The 1,269-nt window shown below is 34.9% G+C and carries 2 protein-coding genes; one reads left to right on the top strand and one right to left on the bottom strand.

All coding sequences use genetic code 11. The features are described 5' to 3' along the window. Positions 1–160: 160 nt before the first annotated feature. A complete protein-coding gene (locus AC1DTM_RS27065; protein WP_002161418.1) occupies positions 161–421 on the bottom strand; it encodes a hypothetical protein in 261 nt (86 codons plus the stop codon). Between the two features lie 216 nt (positions 422–637). Between AC1DTM_RS27065 and AC1DTM_RS27060 the strand changes: the two genes are divergently transcribed. Further along, the coding region (locus tag AC1DTM_RS27060; protein ID WP_477001336.1) for a polysaccharide deacetylase family protein at positions 638–1,269 on the top strand (632 nt) is incomplete at its 3' end.

Raw genomic sequence — 1,269 nt, 5'->3', positions numbered from 1 at the left:
ATCTATATCGTTGGACCGATAATCTATTAATAAGAATGACCTTTCTAAAGGAATGTTTAAAACGTATAAAAGCCACTTTCCTTAAATGAAGAGAAAAGGGCTTTTATAATTTAAAGTTACTTATTTCTATTTTTATGCTGTAAATTTTACTAATCCGCAATTACTCATTTTCTTTTTTCTCTTTTCTTTCTTCGGAAGGTTCTTCAGTTGGATCTGGCTCCTGTTCATCCTTTTTATTTAACTCATTATTTTTTTCTTTAGAAGGATCTTGCTGTTTATTCTCATCCTGTTTTCTTTGCTCAGAAGGTTCCTCCGTTGGATCTGGTTCCTGTTCATCCTTTTGAGCTGTATTACACCCAAATAGCAGTCCTACTGTAAATATGCTTGTCATACATATAGAAAGTATTTTTTTATACTTCAATTAAAGCACCTCCTAAAATTAATATCCTTTGTAGTGTTTCCTATTAAAGATTAAGATTATCCATTTTTTTATCCCATTTATTCAAAACGCAATTATTATAAAATCTTGCATACTTTTGGACAAACTTTTTTGCGCTTGTAAAAAAGTTTTTTTGCATTTCCCCCTCTAAAATTGCTAATATAGTAGAGTAGAACTTTTATAGAGAGTAGGAAAATTATGCACAATGGAATTCGGATGACAACTTTAATGAAAAGGGCTCTGTTGATTTGCGCCGGGGTATTATTTACATACGAAGCTGCTTACGGATCAACACATATCGCTCTAGCAAGTACAGAGGATGACGCTAAGTCTGTTCAACTTGTAAGTGAAATTCAAACATCCCTTGCTCCGAAAGAAGCTCCAAAGCACTATAATGGGCAAGTTAGAAAAGTCGCTTACTTAACATTTGACGATGGTCCTGGAAAATACACAGCTGAGCTTTTAGATATGTTAAAGAGCGAAAATGCAAAAGCAACATTCTTCTTAATTGGTTCAAACGTGAAAGCTTTCCCTGATCTTGTAAAACGTGAAGATGCTGAAGGCCACTATGTTGGGATGCACAGTATGACTCATAACTACAAGAAACTTTATACAGAAGGTCACTACGTTGATGAAATGAAGGAAGACCAAGGCTTAATCGCTGGAGTTCTAGGTAAATCACCAGTATTAACTCGCCCATCTTACGGCTCAATGCCAGGATTAAATGAAGCCCTTCGCAACAAAGTTGTTGAGAACGGTTTAAAAGTATGGGATTGGACAATTGATTCATTAGACTGGAAATACAACAAAATGCCAATTGATGCTGCTTC

The sequence above is a fragment of the Bacillus sp. P4_D3 genome (genome assembly GCF_056401855.1).
The sequence above is the reverse complement of the archived record's forward strand: the minus strand, read 5'-3'. Positions and strand labels throughout refer to the sequence as shown.